This window comes from bacterium, assembly GCA_024228115.1.
Lineage (GTDB): Bacteria > Myxococcota_A > UBA9160 > UBA9160 > UBA6930.
This window is the reverse complement of the sequence record JAAETT010000550.1, coordinates 1-21,234: the sequence shown is the minus strand read 5'-3', so window position 1 is coordinate 21,234 and position 21,234 is coordinate 1. Positions and strand designations below refer to the sequence as shown.

Below are 21,234 nucleotides of genomic sequence, written 5' to 3'. Positions count from 1 at the left end.
CACGCGCCCTCCTAGAATAGCGCCTCGATGGCAGGGAGAATGATCCCCGGGACGATCTCATCCTCGACCAGATGAGCATGAGCGAATTCATATCCCGCCTGCGCGATGCGCTGCCGTTCCTTTGGGTTGTCCAGGTAGTAGCGGGCCTTGTCCACGGCCTCGGCCTCGGTGTCATACAGCACCAGATGTTCCCCGTCGACCAGTTGCCGCGTCTCCCCGCCAACGGTCCATGGCGCCGTGACTGATTCCCGGTTATCTGACAGGACCAGGCTGCCGGCAAGCATCGCGCAGGGGACGCGATCCGACCAATACCCCAGGGGAGCCACCACCGAATTCGCGGAGATCACCGACGACGATAGCACGATCTTCGCGCTCGCCATCACGCGGGCAATAAGTCGCACATCCGCCGCTGGACGAACGTAGGGCGAGAACTCGGGATCCGCCTGGAGCCACAGGTTACGCGTGGGCTCGGCGTCTCCGCCATAGATGCGGATATTCGTGACCCCACCGTCTAGGCACTCGTTCACTAGGCTCTTACGACAGATGTCCGTGGGGAACTGGTCCGTGTCATAGTCGGAGTTCCAGGGCATGAGAACATCACACGCCAGCCGCGAGCGTTCCGCGCCGGGGATCCGATCGTATAGGAGTGGCGTCGCGAAGCTCGGATAGTAGACCGCGTGCGCGTTGTATCCCGCCAGGTGGGCAATGCTGTTGTGGCATTGGCATAGAAGCATGTCATAGTCGCCCGTCTTCGCCACCGCGCTCATGTCCCCGACGAAGGACTCATAGAGCGAATACGGGTGGTATTGGCTCAGGTCCACGAGCTTGACGCCGGGATGACGCGCGCGGAACTCGTGGAGATCCCGAACCGTGGGGAAGAACGCCGACAGGGAGCGCGCCAGGAGAACGTTCGCGTCTAGGAGGGCCACGCGCCGCGACAAGGACTCCAGCACATAGGCTCCGGTGTCCTCTCCTGCGACCCGGCCCGCATCCTGTTCTGCCAGGCGCGGGAAGACGCTGACCTCGTGACCGGCGGCCCGGAGGGCCGTGTAGATCCCGGAGCTCGCGTTGTCCCCCATGGAGTAATAGACGCCGAATACAATCCTCATGCTCCGCCCCTCTCGATTGCTTCCAGTGTATCCCGCAGTCCTCGGTGGCGGTAGTCCACGAGATCCTGAGCGGAGCGGATCATCCGCTCGTGGAACCAGCACCGCTCCGCGTCCTGTATTGCCTTGTGCGCCATCTGAGCGATGAGGATCGGGTCCGTGGGATCCGCCACGACGAACGCCGCCTCGAGCCCGAACCGGCCCGCCGGTGTTCCCGGCCCCACGAGACACGGCACGCCCAGGAGCGTTGACTCCATCGCGCAATAGTTGAAACTCTCCGCGTGGGTTACCTGGAGACTCAGGTCCATGTCCGCCATACGTTCATAGAACTCGCGCCGCGAGACGTGTTCCGTCTGGATGAATCGCACGTCTCCGCCGAGTGCATGGCATAAGTCCGCGTCGACCATTGGACCATGAATCACCACCTCGCGCCCGCTGATGCGCGCCAGTTCTCGCATGGCGAGGACTTGGGTCCAGGTGTTCTTTCGCGGCCGCCAGGTGTTCCACATTCCTACAGAGATCGAAGCCCCCGGCCGCCGTGGCCCCCGCCGATGTGGCGCGAGCTCGTCCACCAGCGTCGGAACTGGTAGCCATCGAGCGCCCAAGGCCTTCGCCAATGGCGCATGACAGGCCAGAATATGACCCGACCCAAGGGGCATGACTTCTGAGAACACCCGGTGTTCGCCGTCAAGTTCGCCCTGAGCTGCGGGCGAGTGGACCACCACCCAGGGATGCACGCCCTGAGACCGCAGGCGGGAGAACAACGAAGCATGGGCTGGGGACCATGCCTGGAGTAGAACATGCTGCACACCGTCCGGGATGTCCCCGCCCGTGTAGTGGCTCAGGCCGAACATCTCGAGCATGGCCCGGCTTGCGTAGTCCACGGATGTGCCATCCCCGCCCGAGTAGGTGGCGATCGACGGGAACGTCTCCCCGCTCAGGGGTCGCGTGTTTGCGCGTGTCATCACGGCCTCCAGTCCACGGAGCGCGTCCTGCTTCCTCATCACGGCCCCGGCCACTCGGCAATCCCCGTCCAGCACGCGCGCCGTGGCCTCAATCCAGTCGCCAACTCGCGCAGTGCTGAGGACGATCTCAGCATGATCCGCCAGGGCCCCGTTGTTGCTCACGATCGTGGGTATTCCCCACTTGCGGGCCTCTTCCACGGCCATCCCGTAGGTCTCGGCCACGAGTGACGGCGCCAACAGGGCCCGCGCAGTCTGGTAGTAGGGCCGGGGATCCGCCCATCCGATGCTAGAACAGTTCGGCCCAAGTGTGTCCGGGGCCTCACCAATGATAATGAACTCGTGGTCCGGGAACTCGGCCGCCACGCGCCGGAACACGTCGGTCCCCTTCTCGGGACCAGACCCTACCAGTAGGACGGCGCCGTCCCGGCTCGACTCCCCGAGAGCGTCGTCAGTCGGAGGCGTGATGACTGGCACCTCACTCTGCGACGCGTGCGCGAACCGACGTGCGGCATATCCACTGTTAGCGACCAACGTGTCCGCCTGGGCGAAGATCTCCGCCCACTCGGGACGGAACTCCACGCCCTCGGGGACCGCGAACGTGTCCGCATCCAGCCCTTGCCAGAACTGCTGATATACGACCAACGGAGCCATTCCCCTGAGACTCGTGAGACGCGCGGCCTGGACAACATCCCATCCGAACGTGGTCCAGATTGCAGACGGCCGCGCCTCACGGGCCCAGTCCTGCACGTTGGCGATGATGCTGGCCTCGGGGACGTAGTGATACGCCATACCCGCCACGGTGGCGGTCTCGATCTCGGCCACTGGTCGGAGCGTCCCGGATCCGTAGGAGGCGCGGGACGAAGCAAACACATGCACATCGAACCCGAGGCGCTGCATGTGGATCCCGATGTCCCGCCACACGAGTTCGCCACCACCAATGATGTCGGGCCACGCCGTCCCCAACACGATCCCGATCCGTGCGGACAGGTTTGACCCGGGACCAGGCTGGGGCGAGCCTCTGGAGCGCCCTACCAGGGACCATGTGTGAGCGGGGCGCCGACAGAGCGCGAGTAGCGCGTCCGGGGACTTCCCCCCATGGGCCCCGGGTATGGTGGTATGGGCCAGATCCCCCGTGATGCGGTTGCGGAACGTGAGAGGGATTCGCTGCAATCTCATCGCCCCACCCTACTACCACGATATATCCGCCCGTTGGCCCACCAGAATATGTGGGCCTTGTAGGCGTTGCTCCCTGATGTGCGCTCGTAGCGTATTGTGAGCGTCCGCTCCAGGATTCGATAGTCCACGACACGGACCACAGTGGCGCTCTCTTCGGGACCGTAGAACTGCCCCGCCGTCGTGTCCTCAATCGTCACGACATAGGCGCCCGATGCGTCCTCAAACGGTGTGAAGTCTAGGAGAACGTCCTCGTCGTAGATTGCCCCGTCCGATCGTTCCGGCGTGATGGCTATCCCCATCTGGGACCGCTCGATAGAGTTCTCGACGGCGTTCCCCAGATGGTCCAGGGTCTCCCCAAGTTCCTCCATGAACGGCGCGGGCTTGTTCTCCAGCCGCAACCGGACCCGTATCCCGCCATCGGTGGCCGTGCGGGTCTCTTCCAGGATGCGGAAGTCCTCCGCGATGTCGGCCCCGTCGTGGTTCTTGTTCAGGAACGACGACACCGAGATGAGATCGCCCGGAGCGAACACAGGGACTTGCTCGTCCGGGGTCTCCCCCACTTCCAGGACCATGCTGACGCGCGGATCCTTAAACTCGGATAAGTAGGCGTCGGCCTCGGTCTTTAGTTCCGCCATCGTGTCCGCGTTGAACCCCACCACTGCTTGCCGCATTCCGAAACTGGTCTGACTCGTCGCGTCCTGGGCGATGATGGTGAGGGCGTTCCCTCCGGCGCCGGTCCCCGTGGCGATCAAGTAGTTGACGAGTTTCCCATCGTCCTTCTCGTAGTTCACGAGGTTGCAGTGGTGCCCCTCAATCAGGTGATACGTGTCCCGTCGGTCAGTCCCCCAGGTGGCGCCCACGGCGCCGCTGGCGGGCTTCGCCTGCATGTCGACCGTGCCGTCCCCCTGGACCCGCCACTCCAGATCATACGACTCAGCGATCTGCTCCAGGGCCGCCACCAGACTGAGGCCCCCGACGGTGAAGTTATCCTCAACCGTCTGGGACACGATCGTCCCCGCGCTGATCCCGGAGATGTCGCGCCGCGTGATGAGCTCGAACCAGAACACGGCCGGAGTCTTCCGCGCGGAGTCATTCGCCGCGAGCGTGAACTCCACCGCCATGAAGCGGCGCGCCGTTAGGCCTGTCAGATCCTCACCCACGCCGCCGGGGAATGTCGCCGCCGAGGCCGCGGGGAAGGTCCGCGCATCGGTGAGGGCCGCGAACGTCGCAACGGCCCATGTGACCTCGCCCTCATCGTATTGCCCATCGAAGCGGAGACGGTCGGTATCATCCGGGGCGCTCACGAAGTCATAGAACGGGCTCTCGTATGTCCCGCTGGCGGAGAATGGCGGGATCTCGTTGATCCCATCCCCATCGTTGTCGCTCGTCCCATCCAGTGTGAGGGATCCCGTGGCGTCCTCAGTGGCGTCCTCGCGAACGATGTCCCACGTGATCGTATTCGTCTTCGCGGCCTTCTCCTGGGTGGTTCCTGCGGAGTTCCCGTCCCAGGAGACCATCTCGTCGCCATCATGGGTCGCGTCACTTGGGTTCGTGGACGTGATGCGCCGGATGTCGTAGGCCTGGGTGAGTCGGAGCGCGTTGTCCGCCGACGAGATGTCCCCGCTCAGAACGTAGTCCGTCGGGAATACCACCGTCGCCATCCGGGCCCACAACCCCTCGGCCTCGAACTGAACCAGAGGGCCGTTCCCCAGGTTGATGATGCCGGAGATTTGCCCCACGGCGAGATCCGTCTCGGTCTCCGTCTCATAAACCCGGACCACGATCCCGTGAGTCAGTAGACTGATCTGGGTGTCGTCGCGGGGCACGCTGAAGCGGATCTCTTCCGTCCCCCGATTACTACGGCGGAACTGAATCCCCGTGGCGTTCTGGAGTTGTTCCGAGCGGGATGAGTTCGCCCGGTTGTAGACGTGGATTGAATACGGCATCTCACGCCCCTAGAGGAACAGATCCCTGTGCCGTATCTCGACGGCCAGGGTTCCCGAGGACGGCTCTGTAAACTCGATGTGATTCAGGCCGGGGACGAGCTCGAAATAGTGGCCGTTCACCTCGTCGTTGTTCTCCTGCCACGAGCCCGACCGTAGGAGACGGGTCCGCGCTCTCACACAGTCAATCGAGAGGCTGTCCGTGGTGGCGAATGCCAGTTGCCCTGGGCTCTCCAGTTTGAACGTGATGTGCTTGTAACGGGGTAGGCTCGTGTCGATGAACTCCCCGACCGTTCCGGCCCGTTCCAACTGCACATCATCGACGTATACCTCTTCGCCCGTGCTCACACATCGGAAGATACAGCGGAGAAGCGCCGCGCTCGCGTCGGTCGTATGCGTCACCTCGAACCGCGTCCACGAGGACTCAGTGACGGCAAAGTTCTGCGTGGTGTTCGATAGAAACCCGCCGCCGCTATCGCGGGACTGAATCAAAAGGGTGAGATTCCCCGTGGCTCCCGATGGCAGGGCCGCATACACCGAATAGGTGTATTCCGTGGACGCATCGCAATTCACATCCTGGGATAGGGCGTAATTCGTCCCGCCAGGCTTGCTGATCTTGACACAGCGTTGTCCCGAGCGCCCGAACCACTCTACCACGTCGGGATTGCTCCCGCCGCCGATCGTGTCCCAGTCATCGGGCTTCGCTCCGACACCTTCCTCAAGGCTCGAATTCACGATAAGGTTCCGCCCGCGCCATATCACCTCACCATCCCCGGATGCGGGCCATGTCCCGGCGCCCGGCGTAAGGACTAACTGGGCGGGGCCCGGGGCGCTCCCACCGTATAGCGGGTGAGCATAGCGGACGAGTTGCGTGGATGTGATGCCCGCCGTGGTAACGGCCGGGACGAAGGCGTCGTCCACTCCCCAGACGCCACCAGGAAGGACGAAGCGGATCGTCACCTCGCGAATAAACGCGTGGCGCCGGTCGGTGTATTGAATCCCTGCGAGCCACGCGATCGCGTGGCGCGAGAGCGTATTGTCCGTGAGTTGCATCCCCGTCCCGAAGGTGTGAACGCGCATGAACTCGTAAGTCTTCGTGTCTAGGTCGCTGGCATCCGCGCCAATGAGGCGCCCAAACACCGTAAGGGACTTCTCCCCGATGGGGTTCCCGTGAGACCGGATATAGGAACCCATGCGGCCCGCGATATTCTGGCTCTCCGTGCGGGTTATGGTGTTCTCCCGAACGATGTCGAACCCATCCGGGTAGTTGTAGGCCGTTGTCCCTGCGGAGATCGTCAGGCGAGCCATTAGCGCCCCCTCCTGCGCTTCGCTCTCGCGAACTGCCGACCCATACCGACATCGAACTGATCCGCGATCACTGCGTCCAGGTCCGCCATGTCGGCCACCTGTTGCACCTCCACGCGCTCGACCTGGATGTTAGCGCCACCACCAATACCAGGAGCCGCGGCCACGTCCCCGGCCTCGAGCCCCATTCCTCCGCGCATTCCGCGCAGTTCGTCCCTGATCTCGGTGAGCAAGTTGTCCCGCCGGTTCCCGAGTTGCTGGAGAACGTCACGGAACCCGCCGGATATGGTCGTCACGGTAAGACCCGCCGGGGTTGCTGCCTCACCACCCAAGACGCCGCCACCCTTCACGCCTCCGAGCGCCACGAGTTGCTTGTTCCGCGCGTTCACGCCTTCGATCACGTCCCCGAGTGTGTTGATGTTCCGCGTGAGATCGGGAATGGCCGCGTTGATGTCCTCGAAGGCGCTCGCCATCCCGTCGAAGTCGGAATCCTTCGCCGCTTCCCCTAGCTCCTTCAACGGCTCCGTCAGCGCCACCTCCACGAGCCGCGCAATGCCTGTCTGGATCACGATGTCCCGAACCATCTGGTCGACGGCCATCGTGATGGCCCCGGACTCGAATCCCTGGGCCACGAGGGTCGAGATGCGCTGCCCGATCTGCACGAACGACCCTTCGATCGCCGTCTGCATCTTCTTCGCGGCTTCGCTCCCGCGTCGGAAGATGGCTATCAGTTCTGCCCCGAGTTGAATTCCCCCGGCCGCAATCGCTCCGGGCGCCCCACCGGCTTCCGCGCCTGCGGCCGTGGACCCTGCGACACGTCCCACAGCGGCCACGTATTCGCCTTCACGCCCTCCGACCGTCCCACCCACGTCCTGAGCCGCTTGCCCGGCCGCGCCCACCTTCTGCGCCGTTGTGGCGCCCTCAGTGCGGAATATGCGCGCCGCTTCCAACGAACTGAATGCCGCGCGCCCTACCTCGGGCCCGAGCGCCGCCCCGAGATTCTGGGATACCACGTCAATCGCGCGCATCATCCGAAGTTGGGCCTTTGCCGCGTCGTCCGACGTCTCCGCCACTCCCCGGAACGCGCCCTGAACAGCGCCCATCTGCGTCGTGAATGTGCGCGACTGCTCCACAACCGCCTTAACGGCCTCGTGCTCTGCCCGTAGTGCCTGCTCCCGGATGAGCAAGTTCCCTTGCGGGTCGAACTCGCCAGGCCCGAGCGGCACGCCTGCTACTGCCGGGCCCCTGGCGAATGGCCCAAACGTCTCCCGCGCCTGCCCACCGGCTTCGGGGATCACTCCGCCCGCGAGCCCGCGCGGCCCCAATGCTTGTCTGAGACCATGGAGCGCCAGGTCCGGCGTGCGAGGAAGCAGGGAACGCGGGGCCGTAATCCCGCCCATCGCGGCCCCACGCGCGCGCTGACTCGGCATCGTCGGAAGGAACCGCGCCCGTCCCGTCTGTTCCTCGACCGTTGCCGCTGCCTCCGCCGCTGCTTGCGCGGATCGGAATCGGATCCGCTCCGCTTCCCGTTGCGCCCGAACGCGGCCAGGCGTAGGCGGGCGTCCGCCGACGTCGAACCCGCCGGGGAACGTCTGCGCCTGGAGCGCGGCCAGGCGCGCGGGCATGGCCGCTTCCCTCGTGCGCTGACTCTCGGTCGCACGAAGCGCCATCTCCCGGCCGATGATCTCCGCCACCGAGCCGCCCTGCTGCCCAGAAGACACGTCAATGGCGACTCGGATGAAGTCGGGAATCAGAGCGAGCGCCGTTCCCAGAGCCGCCACGGCGTCCGCAATGCCCTTGATGTCCTTCGCGATCTCTGGACCGTGTGTGCGGATGTCCTGGGCCAGACGCTCGATCGCCTTCGAGAGTCCTTCCTCGCCCGTCATCTCTTCGGCCGCGAGCTTGAACACATCCGTCACGGCCCGCGCGAACTCACCGATGGCGGGCATGGCTTCCGCCGTTAGCTCGGTCGTGAAGTTCTGCCACGCGTCCCCCATGTTGGAGATCGCGCCGACCGTGGTCTCTGACATTCTGTCAGTCGCGCCCGCTATCGGCCCCGTCGTGTTGACCATCGTGTCGAGCATGGCCTCACGGAACTGCGGGAGCGTGAGCTTCGTGAGATCGTCAATCCCCTTGAACGACTTGATGAGGTTCAGGACGCCACGCTCACGCAGGATGTCGGCCGCGCCCGCGCCACCGGCGAACGCGCGCCCCATGGCCGCCGCGGCCTCAGTCGCACTGAGGCCCATGAAGGCGGCCAGGTCCGCGACCGCCTTCGTCGTCCCCTCGACGTTCTTCGTGAACTCGCCGCCCATGAACGCGGCCAGCGTGGTCCCGGCCTCGCTCACGTCCTGGACGGAGAATGCCGTGGTAGCAGCGATCCCACGGAACGCTGAGAGCGCGTCCTTAGCGCCCTGCGCGCTCCCGACAACGCCCTGGAGACGGACCTCCATGGTCTGAAACGCGAGATTGAGCCCTATGCCCTGGCGATGCGCGTCGACCGCGACACGGACCATGGATTCCAGGGCGCGCGACGCGACATTGATGGCGCGGTCTATCAGGTTGAACTGGAGTGCGAGCTTCGTAACGGAGCCGGTGAGCGTCGTGGTCTGTCTGGACGAACGGCGGGCCGCATCGCCCATGTCGTCCATGGAGTCCCCAACGTCGTCGAGGGACTTCTCCGCCCGCTCCCCGCCGTCCCGGGAGAGTGTCGTGAGGATGCGGGTGAGATCGCGCGACGCGCGGGCCGCCTGGTCCATGGCGCGCGTGAATCCACGCGCGTCGCCGTCGATGTTGAATTCCAGGTTCTCGCGGACCATGGGCTACGTCCCCAGGAACTCCCCGAACTTCTGGGACCACTCTGAGGAAGTGGGGACGGCGCCCAGAAGTGCGCGGGTTTGCGTTGGCGTCAGGTCAAGGAACTGCGGGAGACTGAACCCGTAGAAGTGTAGGAACATCCCGCAGATCCCCCATAGGTCCAGGTCCGGGGCTACTCCCCTTGACCCGGCGGGTAGTTTCCCGCTTCCTCCGCCGTTGGGGACGGCTCACGCCCCGTGGCCGTGATAGCGATCACCCGCGTGAGCAAGGACATCGCCTCTTCGTCCCTGGGACGGAACAGGTCCGCCACTGTCTCGAACGTCGTCGCGGGTAGCGTGCGCTGAATCGCCACCGTGGCCGTGGCGAACATCCTGACCATGTTGTCCAGGGTAGCGCGCTCGACCTCATCCCCGTCCGCCATCTCGATCGACACGCCGTCGACCCCTTGGGCCTCCACGATCCGGCGTGTCTTGAGGATGTCATTCCAGGTGAACTCGCGGATGTCGCACACCCCGAGGCCTGGAATCTCCAGCGTGATCGCCGCATTCTGCATCTCGCGGCCGTCGTCGTGTATCGCCATTTTGTCGCCCTGTGTCTGCGGTTAGTTGTCCTGGTTGCGATACCAGAGTTGACCATCCCCCCTCATGGTGATGGTCGCTTCGGTCACCTGACCGGACCGCGGGCCCGCGAGCGCGTATTCTTCGATGTATGCGTTCCCGACGTAACGCTGCCGGAGGCCCGAGCCGCGCGCGATGAACAACTCCACGGGGAAGTGGCCATCGTCGATCGCCTTCATCGTGGCCGCCACATTCAGACTGAGGTTCTCGTCCTGCCAGTGGCGTTGACACACGGCAGACCACCCGATGACGGACTTCTCGAACTGGGCGAACGCGTCCTCAAACTCCGTCACGTCGATGAGCTCCATGGCCGTCGTGAGACGGAACTCGTGGAACCCCCCCACCTTGGCCATCGTGTAGACGCGGCTGTTCGATGACGTGACCGCCACGGTGGCGCCTGCCCCGCTGATCTCAATCACGCCTATGGGCTTTTGGAGACTGACGACAGACCCGGCGGCCGGGGAGAAGTCCCCAACGACCGCCGCGTCGGTGAAGGCCCGCGTGATCCGCACGGATTCCTGCTGGACCGTGTAGAAGTCCGTGGCCCCGATCTGCGCGAACGTGACCGCCGCGAAGTCCGTGACGCCAGTCGGGACGTAGATGGCCCCGGTAATCCCCGTGTAGTGAGCCATGCTGATCGCCCCCTAGAGTAGCACCCCGGAATACTTCGGCGTGCCGTTGCCACGAACCCGAACGGTCATCGTGGACAAGCCCCGGCCGACGCTGATGTTGAAGTCCTCGACGAACACCGCGCCATAGTAGGCTTTGCTCGCCCCGGCCCCGGCCTCTGCGTCGATCCAGAAGTTGACCTGGATCTGGCCCGCGCTTGCGAGCGTCCCGCCGAAGTCCGCGCTCAGGATACACTCCAGGAGCTCGTCCTGGCCCGTTGCCACGGCATCGGCATCATAGTGGAACGTGATTGTCCCGTCCCACTCGCCAACGCCCTGGGCATACTGACGGAAATCGTCCCCGAGTTCCGTCGCCTCTAGGAGTTCCTTGGCGATCCGCAGGTCAAACGTGGCCTCCTGCGTGGTCGGGGTTGCCAAGGTCGCGGCCGTCGGAGCCGTTAGATCTCCGCTTGGAGCCAACAGGCTGACCGCCGCCGTTATCTGGGTATAGTGGGCCATGTCATCCCCTCCGTAGGTAGTCGGCTAGGCGTTCGCGCATGTTCGCCCCAACGGGCTCCCAGCCTATCTTGTCGAACCAGTCGGACAACTCGGATGAGGACAGGGCCCCGAGTGCTACCCGGAGACTATCCACGCTCTCCGCGTAGTCAGTCGAACACGCCAGGAGATCCACCTCGATCGGGTCAATCTTCCCCGCGCCCCAGCCCGTGATGTTGGTGATGTCGAGACCCTGGGAGTCCGCAAGCGCGATCTCCTGGTCCCGACGAATGTCCCGCAATGCTGCGAGGGATTCCATTAGCTCACACTCCGAAGAACCAGCACGTCGATGTGCGCGGCCCATATCTTCGTCGCCGCCTTGTCAGAGGGCGCGGGGCCCGTGACCATGCGCCCGCAAAGGAGCCAATACCAGAGACCATCGCCCTGCCGGTCCCGGTTGTTGTGCAGGACTTCCTTGATCCTGTCCGCCAGGTCCGCTACCTCGGCTTCGAGCGTCCCGTCGTTCTTCCCGCCGCGATGGTAGACGTAGAGACGGAACCGCTGCCGAAGTTCCCTCACGCTCCCGAGTTCGTGGTCGTCGTCGTCCGTCCCGATGTGCGCGATGTAGACCGAGGGGTAGAGCGCGTCCTTGCGCCGCGTCCCGACGTGGATGTTCGTGACCGCTTCCCCCGCGTCCCCGGCCAACAGCACGGCGATGTTGTCCTCAAGCGTCGTCTTGATAGCCGCACGGGTCTCGTCCGTGTATTGCGCCGCGCTGGCCGCTGCTTCTAGGATCACGGTGGACGCCATTATCGCCTACCTCGTGAGATCGCCCGCCGGACCCAGATCGGGATCTGGTCCTCGAATACTCGCGACACTACCGGCGCCAGTTGCTCCGCCTGGAGTATCTTCCGCTGCGGCACGCCGATCCCCTCCTGATGAGCGATGGCATACGGGATCTCAGTCCCGTAGCTCATCCGGTCAGCCTCGAAACTCTCCACGTGGCCCCGCGCGTTCCGATGGACCAACGACTCACGCATCACGCCCGTCTGTTGCAGGATCGGATGCCGCGGCCCGACCAGTATCTCGCCGCGCTCGATCCGCCCCTGCCGTTGCTCGACCGTGAGTTCCGCGAGTTGAGGCCATCCCGGCCCCTCGTGCTCGAATGCTTCCCGGTCGATCACCGGGCCGAGCTCGTCCGCCACGCGCTCCCACACAGGGCGCAGATCCCGGATGGTAGACTCCATGAGCGGGAATATGCGATCCATCCGCTCACCGTCTCCGAAGTCCATCGAGATGTTGACGTATCTCGGCATTTACCACGGGTCCGCTCGTTTGAACGACGGGTCCATCTCGGCCTCGGACTCGGTGGTCGTGAGTTCCTGATAGTCATCCAGCACGCCGATGTCCATCACGTCGTTCCGGGCTGTGTCGAGTAGCTTCTCGCCCTTCGCGATGGCCGCCAGGTCCGCCATGGCCTCCGCGCGCCACCGTGATGCCGGGCTCGCGGACTCGTTCGGTCCCCGGGCAATCTCAGCATGAGTCTCATAGATGATGTCGTGGACTTCCGCCGCGACCAGGCGCTTAGAGATTGCCCGCATGAGCGGGGTGTCGTCGGTGTCAACGATCGGGATCGTGCCGTAGTCTGCGGCTCGTAGGACGGCGTTAATTCGCGCGTCGGCCTCGGGGATGAGGTTCGACGTAACGCGCGCGTCCGTGATCCCCTCGGCGTCCGTGTCAAGGGACGTGATCTCCGGGAACATCTCCAGCACGTCCGCAAGCACGCAATACGCCATGCTTAGAGCTCCCCGAACTCGGCCGCGCCGATCTTCTCCTGGGGAGTGAACCCGTGGCCGAGCTCGTCCTCGTCCTCAGTCTCAAGCGCGTGAGCGAGCGCCATCCTGATCCGCGTGATGATCTCCGACGCGGCCCCTGGCCAGGCGGAATTGTCCACCATGGACCGGAGCCATGCCGCGTCGTCAGCTTCGAGCACAACCGGGACCGGGGTCGCCATCACTTCGCCCCCAGGAACTTGACCCCGAGACCAACGGCCACGGGGATGATGACGAGTTGGAGAACAACGAGAGTGCCGATGAGCTTCGCCCGCCCGAACTCCAGAACCCGGGTCCGCGCCTCTAGGTCTGAGATCGTCTGGAGGGCGTGCTCCACGCGCTCCGTGAGGGTCGCCACATTCGTCAGAAGCGTCTGGAGCGACCCTTCGATGCGCTCGGACTCCGTATGATTCATGGTTTACCCCGTCGTGCCTGCGTTAGTGACTACGCCTCGGGCATCGAACCGCCTTGCCAGGTCGCGCCGTCGCACCAGAATACGCCGATCTCGTCCTGGTCGATCACCGCGATGGTAGAGACTCCATCCTTCACCGTCAGCGCCTCGGCAGCATCCGCCGCGTTGGCGATACGGAACTCCAGCGCGGTTAGGGCAATCGCCGCGACCGGGAGCGTCACGTCACGGGCCCCGCCACCTGGGTCCAGCGTTTGGAACTTCGGCGACGTAGCCGTCAGGACATGGGTCGCCCCGAGCGTCTCGATGTTGACTGCGCCCGTGGTATCCCCTGGGAACCCGACATGCCAGGCCGTCCCGTCGGAAGTGAACACACCCGTCTGACCCGCGCCTAGAATGGCCTGGGCCGTCGTGTCCGTATCCTCCTTGACGGTCAGCTTCTCGTCGGCGTCGGCCGTGTTCTTGATCGTGATGGGGACGCCGATGGCGCTCGCCTCGGTCGGGAGCAGCACATCGCGATCCGCGCCGCCTGGGTCCAGGTGGTGAACCTGTCCCGCCACCAGCGTGAGCGTTTCCTCGCCGGTGAGCGAGGCCGCTCGGATGGCCACGGCGAAGGCGCTAAGGGTGAACTTCCACGAGCTCCCATCGCACGTGAGACGCGCCGACTGGTTCGGCCCGATCTTCACGATGTTCGTGGCGCCCGCGTTCTTGACCTGGAGGTTTTCCAGGCCATTCGCCGCGTTGTGGATGTGGAACTCCAGCCCGTCACTCGCCGCCAGGGCCGGGAGCGTCACGTTGCGGTCTGCGCCCCCGGGGTCGAGATACTGGATCATCGGGCTCGAGACCGTGAGCGTGGCCGCGCCGGTGAGGGTCGTGGTCGCGTGCGCCAGGTAGATCCCCTCAACGAACTCCGTCGGGCGTTGGATTCTATCCCGTGACACTGGCGTCCTCCTTCCGACGCTCGCGCGTCCAGATGTCGAGATAGCCGCGCCGCTTCAGGCCGTGGACCTTCCGCGCGGTAACGGGGTTCTCCATATCGGCGGAGAACCGCTGACCGCGCTTGTAGGCCTTCCCGCCGAATCGCAGCGGCTTCCTCACCATGAGCGTGTCAACTGCTGTCTGCATCCGGGGCTCCCTTCAGGCGGACACTTAGTTCGTGTCCTTCCAGAGATACCCGGCGAGCGCCGAGATCTGCTCTATGCCGTCGGTGATGCGAACCTCCACGACCCACGCCTCGCGTTCTTCCGAACGCCAGCGGCGGACGGCGAACTTGCGACCACGCTGGATCATCCACGACCCGAACTGGATGGACATGGTGGTCGGCGCGGGATCCTTCAACAGAAGGGCCGCGTCGTCCGCCCACACGCGCGTGAACGCGTCCGTCTGTCCACGGTTCGATGACGTGTAGGACTCGGTGAGGACGATGACCTCGTTGACCATGATCTGAGCGGCGAACGCCTGCATCATGGCCTGCGGGTTCTTGTCGCTCGTGGACGCGATCACGTCCGCGATGTCCTGATGTTTCAGGAGATCGAGCCAGGTCGTGCGCCCCATGGCGAACACTTCGGGCCAGCGGCCCATGTCGAGTTCGATCTGGGCCGCCTTCTGACGGATGGCGTCCAGCGGACTGGAGTTCTGGTCGCTCCACTGGTCCGCGCCCGCCAACGTCTCAGAGTTCGTGTAGTTCCCCGTCGTGGTGGCATAGTCGCTGATCGCCTTCGCACGCGAGAGCGTCAACTGATTCGCCACGATCCGCGCGCCGTCCGCGAGCGGATTCAGCGGGCTGTCGGCGTTCCTGGTTATGCGATCCGCGATCACGATCTTGAGACCGCGCTCATCCAGGGTGTAGGTTCCCTGGCTGATGCCATAGGCGATCTCCTGCGCCTCACCACCGACGGCGATCTCGTCCTCTTCGGCTCGGCGCGTGTCGCCTAGGTCGTAGGTGTGATACTTGTCGCTCTCGTGAACGACCGGCACCTCACCGAACAACCCCAGGGCCGGATACGCCTGGCCAATGGACGCCACCGTCATGTTCTGGAGCGCCTTGTCGACGTGGACTTGGCTCATGGTGGGTTCGGAACCCGTCAACGGCATGACGGTCATACCCGGCCGCGCTTCCCATCCACCGGCTTCGATTCGCGGATCCATAGTAGACCCCTCCCTCTTTCTGCGCTTTTGCGCCTAGGCCGATGCGATCTGGAGCGGGCCCGTCTGGTAGACGCGCACCTGGTCCCCGTCGGCGGCCGCGTCATCCAGGAGAATCCCGATATACCAGGCTTCGTCCGCCGTCTTCGCGACCAGCTTCCCGGCCGCCGTGGTCCCAACATTGGCCGGAGCAGTGAGTGCCCCGCCCGCTATACCGATGACGATCGAACCGACCCCGCTCACGCGAACGGCGTCACCCGCCGCAGACCCCGGGTCGACGAGGAACCCGAGGGGGGTGTCCCCCGCGCCATCGCACACGTCAACCTGGTTCGCGTCCGACAGTTCCACGAGATAATGCTGCTTGGCGGACAGGTCATTCTCCGCCGTGCAGTGGTCGATGCTGTTGGCAATGCGCTCTCGCATGTTGGCCCCTTCCCTTGTCCGTTGTTACACGCGCGCCGGGGCCGTGTAGACCGCCGCCACGAGTTCCGGCTTCGTCGCCTGCACGACTGCGACCGCCGCGTTGTAGTCCGCTGCCCCGGCCTTGACCGCATCGTCGATGGCCGCCTCAAACTTCGCCTGCGGCGTCCCGGCATTCGATCCGGCCGCGGTCCCGCGCGTCCCGAACTCGACCACCACGGGGAACTGACTCACGGCCGTGTCAAAGGCCACGAGATCCGTCTCCGCAAGGGACGCCAGCGCGTTCGGATTCCCTTCGGCGTCCACGAGATGGCCATCCGTCAGGCGACCCGCTTCCTTGTGACCGGCGATGCACGCCTCGGCCTCGACCTTGGCCGCTCGCGTCTCCGCAGTCGTCGCACGGGTCTCCAGGGCCGTCACGCTCGCCTTGAGCCCGGTGATCTCTGCGAGGGCAGCCGTGTGTTCGTCGTTCGTGGTCTCCGGGGCTCGCTCCGTGGCAGCCGCCAGGATCTCATCATCCGTGGCCGTCTCCGGGAGTCCCAGAGCCGTCGCGATGAGCTTCGGGTCCATGTCATCCCCCTTCGTGGGTTCGTTAGCGGGCGGATCGCCCACGAGCTTCGCGGCCAGCTTGACCGCCTCCATGTCCTTGATTCTCGGGTAGTTCGTGACCGCCGCGCCCCAGAGCGTTGGGCCCCACTTCTTGCCCTCGGGATCCTTGTAGTCCTCGGAGAACATGACGGACATATGGCGGAACGTGTCGTCCTTCAGCATCCGCACGCCGACCGGGTTCCAGGTCACGGACGCCATGAGATTGCCGTCCGCAACCGCGAGGCCGTCGATCCATCCCACGGCCTCCCGCGTCTCGTGGTCGATGTCCACCGGGAGCGCCGCCGGGGAGTCGTCCGCGTTCTTCCCGCGCGCCCCCGCGCTGAACGCAGTGATGAACGACGCCATCAACTCGTCATCCACCTTCACGACGTTCGACTGGAATACCCCGAAGTCGAACGACCCAGGGCGAAGGATCTGAACCTCGGCCGCGAACGTGTCGGGATCGCCTTCGGCCGCTAGGAGCGCGGCGCGAACATCGCGCAGGTCAATACGGTCTGCGGATCGGCCACCGGCAATGAGTAGGTCTGGGGCGGGCATGGGCGATCCTTCAGGTGTGGGCAAGCGCATCGCCCACGACTGCACGCGACCGCAGTCCGTGGACGACGCAATCGCAGACACTCGTATCACATAGAGACTGATACACAGAATCGGGCGCGTCAACAGGCGGGAGCGTTCTTCCACGGGGAAGAATTGCAAACAAGGAACCGCCGACGAGTCGCCGCGTCGGCGGTCAAGGAGAATAGGAGTCGCGTCTATGCGATGGGGCACGCGGCCCTGGCGTCAACGTCAGGAAGGGAGCTCGCGACCATACCACCGGCGCGGGTTCCGGTCCCAGTGATCCCGCTTCCACGCCTCAAGATCGCCCCGGCAGATCACCAAGCGCGGGCCCTCCGGGGTCCAGTCCTCACGGAGCGGGAGCCCCGCCTCAGTCGCCAGTTGCCTGACCCGTCGGGGCGTGCGCTCCAGTTCCTTCGCCACTTGGCGCGTTGTCAGCTTCTCACTCATACCCAACCCCCTGGCCATGCGGCGTTATAGGCTTCGCACATCTCGCGTAGACGTGCCGTGTTGCATGTGAGCGGGTCGTCCGCTGGGGCCCTTCCATCCGCCTGTATCGCCACCGTCAAGGCGACCCCTGCAATGCCCTCCAGCGCATCGAGCCGCATGGCCATGATCCCAATGGCCGTATACAGGCGCGCCGTCTCTGGCGGCAGGGCCTCAATCATCTCGCGCGCCCGAACCATCTGGGTTTGGGAGTCATCGCTCATTGCCCAGTCTCCGACATGCGGGTCTGTTCGAGCGATGGCAGGGACTCGACCGGCGTGACGGTGGGTTGTGGACTCTCAGTGGCGAGGATGGGGATGCCGACGCCGCGACACAGGGAACCACCGAGGCACGAGTGCGGCGGCGCCACCGACGGCCAGGTCTCCTTGTCGAACACGTGGCCATCGAGCGTGCGGCAGTTCCGGCATGTGTTCGCGTCCAGGACTTCGGAGCGTTGCACGAGGGAGACGCGATCGTCGCGAATGGTCGCGTTGAACCCGACGTGGATCCCCTCGCCCACGGCGACCTTTGCCGTCGCCTTCAGTTGCCCGCTCTTGATGCGCTCGTAGTTCGCGCGGGACTCGCTCAGGACGCGGTTCATCGTGGTCACGCCAACGGCCCCGGATTCCATCTCCGCCCGGAGCGCCGGGTCGCGCCGCACCTTCCGGGTGATCTCTTCCCGCACGTTCTGCCGCCAGCGCGCGAGTTGTTGGTCCCATGTGGCGCGTAGCCAGGCCCGCTCCTTCGCCGTCAGGTCCGATGTGGGGAGCCCGGCGCCGTCGGACAGGATCTTGTTCGCCCACGTGACCGCTTCCTCGCCGATCTCGCGATACGCCGACCGGAGCGCGGACTCGAACGTGGCCGTGAAGTCCGCGGCCAAGAGCTCGGACACGTTCGCCTGAGTCATGGCACGCCTCATCCTGGCCAGGAGACTCGCCACGGCCTTGTCCGTCTCGATCCCGATCGTGGACTCCAGCGCCGCCACGAACCTGTCCCACCCTTCGTTGACCTGGGCGAACCCGACTTGCCGCTCCCGTTGCGTGAGCGCACGCCAGAAGCCCGAGCCATCGCGCGTGGGGTCGTTCGTGAACTCCTGGGCCAGATTCGGGGCCCCAATACGCGCGCGCCCTGCTACCGTGGGCGCTGACACGTCCACGAGCCATCCATCGTCGTCCACCACATACACCGGGCTGTAGGCCTTATCCACAGACTGGCCCGGCCATCGTCGCGTTTCGGAGGCCCCGTCCGGGTCGTCATCGGGCGGGGACTGGACGGTGATGGACTCGCGCCGGTTCGCGTCGAAGTCGATCTCAGGGAGATCCATCCCGTCACGGATCACCTTCTCGATGTTGTCGTCTGGGATGATGACGCGGGCGCGCGTCGCCTTCTCCAGGGCCTCTATCTGCTCGATGGCGTCCGCGCGGTTGATCCGGTAGCGCAGTAGAGGCATCGGGGCCCCGGGGCCGAAGTTCCACCCCACGAGCGGCTTGATAGCCTGCTTCTGCACGCCGTCCCGGATGAGCTCGACACCCGCCTCAAGAGCCATGAGGAACAGGTCTTGACCGGACTTACTGAGCGCGTAAGAGCCTTCGCCGCGCTTCCCAAGGTTCAGGAACCCCGCGAGCGCGGCGCGCGCCATCATCGCGTTGTGGTGGTCTATCGACAGGAGCAACGTGGCGGGCAGCTTGATGTCCGTGATGGTCAACGCGAAGCCATGCGGGAGAACGGGCCCCACTTCCTGACCGACGCGCCATGCCTTCAGGAGCTTCGCGGCTTCATCTCGATTCGCGGATGTGTTCGCGCCCTCGGGCAGATTCAGCACGGGGATGCCCCCGCCCGTGCGTTCCGCCGCGATGGCGAACACCTTCTCGAACAACTCCACGAACCAGTGATGTTTGTAGGCGGCCCGGAGCCACCCACGGCCCTCGAAGTTCGACCCCTTCTGCCCGAACGTCAGGCGGATCATCTTCTCGGCCGGAATCTCCACGTCGATCGAGCGGTCCCCGTAGATCACCTGATTGATGCCCGCGAAACGCCCCTTGTCGTCCGTGAGCCACTTGTCCACGGTTCGCGGGAGCCGTGTTCCAAACTCTTCCCACACGATGCGCCCGTCCCGACGTATCCAGGACTGCTCGAACAGCGCCACCCCGGTCTGATGTCCCTCAATCGCCTCTCCGATGAACTGGGTCCAGTCGGTGCAGGGCATCGTCCACATGGCTTGTTCGATGAACTGCGCGACCATCGTGGCCTGCGGGCTCGATGACGTGTTCCCGTCGCCGTCCGTGATGTCCTTCGCCGGGTCGACGAACCACTCAGCGGAGCGCGCGGGGAGGTTCACGACTTCGGAGACCGCCGTCACCTGGCCGTCGGAGCCCATCCGCTCGTATACGGCCCACTTCTCCGCGCCCAGGAGTTGTGTCTTGTATTCCTCGGTGATTAGACCGGCGTAGTGGTTCGTCCCGGTTCCCCCGATGGTCCCGAGCGTTGGCCCGAGGGCCGGTGGATCCGCTGCCATTGCCACCGCGATACGCCCCGCCATGTGGCCGACGAACTCCCGGATGCTCATGCCGTCCCCTCTCGACTATCTGGGAGCGCCCGCCGGAATCTGCTCCCTCATCCTCGCCTGCCATTCGGGCAGTTGGAAGTGGACCCGCTCTCGGAACGTCGTCCACCGTCCCGCCCATTCGAGTCCCGCTGCCTCGCCGTGCTCGCCCATCTCCTGTATCACGTCAGGCTCATCCCAGAGCGCCTTACCGTCGTCCAGGACGATCGCGTCGACCGCGACACCGTATTGATGCGACGAGCGCCCAGGCATCGCGTTGGTCCGTATCGTGGCGCCCTTCTGCGGTCCTACGGTGAGGATACACCCGAGAGACCAGTTGAGGAACCTAGCCACGGAGATCGCGTCCGTTTCCGCCGGGGCGAACATCGCGAGATCGGGTATGCCCTTCTCCGCCGCGCGGGCGAGCGCGATGTCCCGGCTCTTCGGTTCCACCGCGCCGCTCAGTATGCGCCCCTGGTATTCTCGGGCCCGCATGATCTCGCCGTCGATGTCCGATGTGGCCCGCCCCTTGCGCCAGATGCGGGCCTGCTGGCTCCCTGTCCTGAGTGTGCAGTAGACCAGGAGATCAAGCCCCGCGCGCCCACAACGGGTGTGGAAGTCCTCCACGAGCGGGATCATGTCGTCGTGTAGGCCGGTCGTGTCAAGTCTAGCCATTGCCCTCTCCTACACGTGAATGGTCATCTGCGGATCTGGGGACTCGCCAGCACGCTCCTGGAACGCCTGGATGTCCGTGAGGGCGATGAACTCGCCCGCGCGCGTCGGGTAGTAGATGCGCGTTTCGCCCGAGGCCCATCCGTGGGCCCTCACCAACGCGACCCACTTCCTGTATCCCTCGATCGTGACCATGCGTCCCCGGATCTTCTGAGGCACGGCATGGCGCGGGGCATTCGATGGATCCTGCTCCGTGTGCGTGAGGCCACGGAGACGCACCGCCCCGCCTTCGCCCCACTGAATCTGTAGCTTGCGGAACCCGAGAAGGAAGCCGGAGACCTCCTTCCCGAAGCGGATCATCACGCTCGCCGTGCGGTTCTGGCGTTCGCAGTCCCCACGGTAGGTGATCGCGACCTCGTATGGCTCAATCACCGGGAGCCCCTTCGGCGTGACCTGCCGCTCGCCGACCGGGGTCGCGAGCCGTTCGCCCATCTCTCGGATCACGTCCTGGATGAGGGCGGAGCGTTCCGCC

Annotated in this window: 23 protein-coding genes; all 23 read right to left on the bottom strand. The window is 65.0% G+C overall.

All coding sequences use genetic code 11. The features are described from left to right. Positions 1–11: 11 nt before the first annotated feature. Positions 12–1,109 carry a glycosyltransferase family 1 protein gene (locus GY937_22905; protein MCP5059564.1) on the bottom strand — a complete coding sequence of 366 codons (1,098 nt, stop codon included), beginning with the start codon at positions 1,107–1,109 and terminating at the stop codon, positions 12–14. Beyond that, complete coding sequence (locus GY937_22900) at positions 1,106–3,247, bottom strand: glycosyltransferase family 4 protein (GenBank protein ID MCP5059563.1); 2,142 nt, start codon at positions 3,245–3,247, stop codon at positions 1,106–1,108. Before GY937_22900 ends, GY937_22905 begins: the two co-directional genes overlap by 4 nt. Then, entirely contained in the window at positions 3,244–5,193 is a 1,950-nt protein-coding gene (locus tag GY937_22895; protein MCP5059562.1) for a hypothetical protein, read from the bottom strand. Before GY937_22895 ends, GY937_22900 begins: the two co-directional genes overlap by 4 nt. A 9-nt stretch (positions 5,194–5,202) precedes the next feature. After that, positions 5,203–6,498 (bottom strand): hypothetical protein, encoded by a 1,296-nt coding sequence (locus GY937_22890; GenBank protein ID MCP5059561.1) that lies wholly within the window; start codon positions 6,496–6,498, stop codon positions 5,203–5,205. Further along, a complete protein-coding gene (locus GY937_22885; GenBank protein MCP5059560.1) occupies positions 6,498–9,314 on the bottom strand; it encodes a hypothetical protein in 2,817 nt (938 codons plus the stop codon). Before GY937_22885 ends, GY937_22890 begins: the two co-directional genes overlap by 1 nt. A 170-nt stretch (positions 9,315–9,484) precedes the next feature. Then, on the bottom strand, positions 9,485–9,892 hold the full coding sequence (locus GY937_22880) for a hypothetical protein (protein MCP5059559.1): 408 nt from the start codon (positions 9,890–9,892) through the stop codon (positions 9,485–9,487). A gap of 21 nt (positions 9,893–9,913) precedes the next feature. Further along, positions 9,914–10,561, bottom strand: a complete 648-nt coding sequence (locus GY937_22875) for a hypothetical protein (protein MCP5059558.1) — start codon at positions 10,559–10,561, stop codon at positions 9,914–9,916. A gap of 12 nt (positions 10,562–10,573) precedes the next feature. Beyond that, entirely contained in the window at positions 10,574–11,056 is a 483-nt protein-coding gene (locus tag GY937_22870) for a hypothetical protein (GenBank protein ID MCP5059557.1), read from the bottom strand. A 1-nt stretch (position 11,057) separates the two neighbouring features. Then, complete coding sequence (locus tag GY937_22865; protein ID MCP5059556.1) at positions 11,058–11,351, bottom strand: hypothetical protein; 294 nt, start codon at positions 11,349–11,351, stop codon at positions 11,058–11,060. Then, positions 11,351–11,830, bottom strand: coding sequence for a hypothetical protein (locus GY937_22860; GenBank protein MCP5059555.1), 480 nt, complete (start codon positions 11,828–11,830; stop codon positions 11,351–11,353). The genes GY937_22865 and GY937_22860 overlap by 1 nt, the downstream gene beginning before the upstream one ends. 11 nt (positions 11,831–11,841) lie before the next feature. Continuing rightward, positions 11,842–12,279 carry a hypothetical protein gene (locus GY937_22855; protein MCP5059554.1) on the bottom strand — a complete coding sequence of 146 codons (438 nt, stop codon included), beginning with the start codon at positions 12,277–12,279 and terminating at the stop codon, positions 11,842–11,844. 69 nt (positions 12,280–12,348) lie between these two features. Beyond that, the gene (locus GY937_22850) at positions 12,349–12,828 is read right to left on the bottom strand and encodes a hypothetical protein (GenBank protein MCP5059553.1); all 480 of its coding nucleotides are present in this window, start codon (positions 12,826–12,828) and stop codon (positions 12,349–12,351) included. Between the two features lie 2 nt (positions 12,829–12,830). Further along, positions 12,831–13,046 carry a hypothetical protein gene (locus GY937_22845; protein MCP5059552.1) on the bottom strand — a complete coding sequence of 72 codons (216 nt, stop codon included), beginning with the start codon at positions 13,044–13,046 and terminating at the stop codon, positions 12,831–12,833. Beyond that, positions 13,046–13,279, bottom strand: coding sequence for a hypothetical protein (locus GY937_22840; GenBank protein MCP5059551.1), 234 nt, complete (start codon positions 13,277–13,279; stop codon positions 13,046–13,048). Before GY937_22840 ends, GY937_22845 begins: the two co-directional genes overlap by 1 nt. Positions 13,280–13,308: 29 nt before the next feature. Next, on the bottom strand, positions 13,309–14,214 hold the full coding sequence (locus GY937_22835; GenBank protein MCP5059550.1) for a hypothetical protein: 906 nt from the start codon (positions 14,212–14,214) through the stop codon (positions 13,309–13,311). Continuing rightward, positions 14,201–14,398, bottom strand: coding sequence for a hypothetical protein (locus tag GY937_22830; protein ID MCP5059549.1), 198 nt, complete (start codon positions 14,396–14,398; stop codon positions 14,201–14,203). The genes GY937_22835 and GY937_22830 overlap by 14 nt, the downstream gene beginning before the upstream one ends. 24 nt (positions 14,399–14,422) lie before the next feature. Beyond that, positions 14,423–15,421, bottom strand: a complete 999-nt coding sequence (locus GY937_22825) for a hypothetical protein (protein MCP5059548.1) — start codon at positions 15,419–15,421, stop codon at positions 14,423–14,425. Positions 15,422–15,454: 33 nt separating this feature from the next. Next, positions 15,455–15,841 (bottom strand): DUF2190 family protein, encoded by a 387-nt coding sequence (locus tag GY937_22820; GenBank protein ID MCP5059547.1) that lies wholly within the window; start codon positions 15,839–15,841, stop codon positions 15,455–15,457. 24 nt (positions 15,842–15,865) lie between these two features. Further along, positions 15,866–16,984, bottom strand: a complete 1,119-nt coding sequence (locus tag GY937_22815) for a hypothetical protein (GenBank protein ID MCP5059546.1) — start codon at positions 16,982–16,984, stop codon at positions 15,866–15,868. A 464-nt stretch (positions 16,985–17,448) separates the two neighbouring features. Continuing rightward, positions 17,449–17,712 (bottom strand): hypothetical protein, encoded by a 264-nt coding sequence (locus GY937_22810; GenBank protein MCP5059545.1) that lies wholly within the window; start codon positions 17,710–17,712, stop codon positions 17,449–17,451. Further along, entirely contained in the window at positions 17,709–20,054 is a 2,346-nt protein-coding gene (locus tag GY937_22805) for a hypothetical protein (GenBank protein ID MCP5059544.1), read from the bottom strand. Before GY937_22805 ends, GY937_22810 begins: the two co-directional genes overlap by 4 nt. 15 nt (positions 20,055–20,069) lie before the next feature. Next, positions 20,070–20,705, bottom strand: a complete 636-nt coding sequence (locus tag GY937_22800; GenBank protein MCP5059543.1) for a M15 family metallopeptidase — start codon at positions 20,703–20,705, stop codon at positions 20,070–20,072. 9 nt (positions 20,706–20,714) lie between these two features. Further along, positions 20,715–21,234 (bottom strand): hypothetical protein (locus GY937_22795; GenBank protein ID MCP5059542.1); only part of this gene is annotated, 520 nt, incomplete at its 5' end.

Excerpts from the sequence above, each read along its gene's own strand:
- GY937_22810 (MCP5059545.1), bottom strand. The coding sequence starts at position 17,712 with ATGAGCGATGACTCCCAAACCCAGATGGTTCGGGCGCGCGAGATGATT.
- GY937_22870 (MCP5059557.1), bottom strand. The coding sequence starts at position 11,056 with ATGGCCCACTATACCCAGATAACGGCGGCGGTCAGCCTGTTGGCTCCA.
- GY937_22825 (MCP5059548.1), bottom strand. The coding sequence starts at position 15,421 with ATGGATCCGCGAATCGAAGCCGGTGGATGGGAAGCGCGGCCGGGTATG.
- GY937_22895 (MCP5059562.1), bottom strand. The coding sequence starts at position 5,193 with ATGCCGTATTCAATCCACGTCTACAACCGGGCGAACTCATCCCGCTCG.
- GY937_22800 (MCP5059543.1), bottom strand. The coding sequence starts at position 20,705 with ATGGCTAGACTTGACACGACCGGCCTACACGACGACATGATCCCGCTC.
- GY937_22900 (MCP5059563.1), bottom strand. The coding sequence starts at position 3,247 with ATGAGATTGCAGCGAATCCCTCTCACGTTCCGCAACCGCATCACGGGG.
- GY937_22830 (MCP5059549.1), bottom strand. The coding sequence starts at position 14,398 with ATGCAGACAGCAGTTGACACGCTCATGGTGAGGAAGCCGCTGCGATTC.
- GY937_22820 (MCP5059547.1), bottom strand. The coding sequence starts at position 15,841 with ATGCGAGAGCGCATTGCCAACAGCATCGACCACTGCACGGCGGAGAAT.
- GY937_22805 (MCP5059544.1), bottom strand. The coding sequence starts at position 20,054 with ATGAGCATCCGGGAGTTCGTCGGCCACATGGCGGGGCGTATCGCGGTG.
- GY937_22890 (MCP5059561.1), bottom strand. The coding sequence starts at position 6,498 with ATGGCTCGCCTGACGATCTCCGCAGGGACAACGGCCTACAACTACCCG.
- GY937_22885 (MCP5059560.1), bottom strand. The coding sequence starts at position 9,314 with ATGGTCCGCGAGAACCTGGAATTCAACATCGACGGCGACGCGCGTGGA.
- GY937_22880 (MCP5059559.1), bottom strand. The coding sequence starts at position 9,892 with ATGGCGATACACGACGACGGCCGCGAGATGCAGAATGCGGCGATCACG.
- GY937_22875 (MCP5059558.1), bottom strand. The coding sequence starts at position 10,561 with ATGGCTCACTACACGGGGATTACCGGGGCCATCTACGTCCCGACTGGC.
- GY937_22815 (MCP5059546.1), bottom strand. The coding sequence starts at position 16,984 with ATGCCCGCCCCAGACCTACTCATTGCCGGTGGCCGATCCGCAGACCGT.
- GY937_22905 (MCP5059564.1), bottom strand. The coding sequence starts at position 1,109 with ATGAGGATTGTATTCGGCGTCTATTACTCCATGGGGGACAACGCGAGC.
- GY937_22840 (MCP5059551.1), bottom strand. The coding sequence starts at position 13,279 with ATGAATCATACGGAGTCCGAGCGCATCGAAGGGTCGCTCCAGACGCTT.
- GY937_22850 (MCP5059553.1), bottom strand. The coding sequence starts at position 12,828 with ATGGCGTATTGCGTGCTTGCGGACGTGCTGGAGATGTTCCCGGAGATC.
- GY937_22845 (MCP5059552.1), bottom strand. The coding sequence starts at position 13,046 with ATGGCGACCCCGGTCCCGGTTGTGCTCGAAGCTGACGACGCGGCATGG.
- GY937_22865 (MCP5059556.1), bottom strand. The coding sequence starts at position 11,351 with ATGGAATCCCTCGCAGCATTGCGGGACATTCGTCGGGACCAGGAGATC.
- GY937_22855 (MCP5059554.1), bottom strand. The coding sequence starts at position 12,279 with ATGGAGTCTACCATCCGGGATCTGCGCCCTGTGTGGGAGCGCGTGGCG.